Raw genomic sequence first — 1,205 nt, forward strand, 5'->3', positions numbered from 1 at the left:
TCCCCAACTGGATTGCTGCTTGTCTATAATGATAACTTTTCCACCCGGTTTACACACCCGGGCCAACTCCCGAACCGCCGCACGAAGGTTCACAGAATGTTCAATGCACTCTACCGTGTAGACCAAGTCAAACACGCCATCCTCATACGGCAGAAACTCCGTACTGCCTACCGCAGCTTTCACATAATCCGGTACGCAGGAGAGCATCCCTTCCGAAATATCAATCCCCTCCAAACGGCACTCCGGAAAACGCTCATAAACGCGCTTTAAAATCCGTCCTTTTCCACAGCCAACTTCCAGGACCCGTTCATGACCGGAGAGCGCATTTATGATAGCCTGGACCTCTCCGTCATTCTGCGGAATTTCGGTTGGTGCGGTGGGCGCAAATACATAATCGAAATGTGCCCGAATCATCCCTTTGTAGGCATCCAGATAAAACTTGACTGCCCAGGACAGCTCCCGGTCCCAAAAGTACTCCGCGCCAGGACCCACACTGCCCAGAAAACCGCCGCTGGGTTCCATATTCTGCTCTACCCAGCTCATCAGCCGGTCAGCGGGAGCAGGCATCCCCAGCTTATAGAGGCATATGGCAATTTGAGAACATCCGGTGATACATACCCACTCCACTCCCGCGTATCCGGGAATGGATCCGTTCTCTCTCTGTGACGCCAGCAGACTGTGAATCACCGGTTGAACCTCGTCAACATAGCCTAAATCAATCAACCCGTCGATTTGATAGGCCAAAAAATGCGTCAGGGATTGCAGCGACAGCACCTCAGGGCTCTCCAGATATTGTTTTGCAGCTCTGTGGACCAGAGCCGCCTTCTCATCGCTGCCAACCATCCGCGCATACTCCAGCATGGGCGGCAAGGCAAACAGCATGATCGTTTCCGGGACAACCGGATCATCCTCGTAGCTCTTGGGAAATATCCCACCGTGGCGGTCCAGAACAGCAAACAGATACTCTGCTGTTTTTTCTTGCAGCTTTGCATACTGGTCCGTAATTTTACGGACCGCATTCAGTCCCCGCAGAGCCTGGGCCGTATCGAACAAATACACGCGGTCAGAACCCGCCGCGGTAAAGGAACCATCCGGATTTGCCACAGAGGCCAGATATCGGGTCATGGCCAGCGCCTCATCCCGAAAACCGTATTCCAGCATGGTTGGAATGATGTATCCCGTGACCTCCGGGTATTCATGTGCAG

At 53.4% G+C, this 1,205-nt stretch carries 1 protein-coding gene; it reads right to left on the reverse strand.

Annotated features, from left to right (window positions below; all coding sequences use genetic code 11):
• Positions 1-1,205: class I SAM-dependent methyltransferase (locus JX325_RS17230; RefSeq protein ID WP_204792233.1), on the reverse strand; the 1,205-nt coding region annotated here is incomplete at both ends.

Origin of the sequence: Oscillibacter sp. CU971, assembly GCF_905219725.1 — a bacterium.
Lineage (GTDB): Bacteria > Bacillota > Clostridia > Oscillospirales > Oscillospiraceae > Oscillibacter.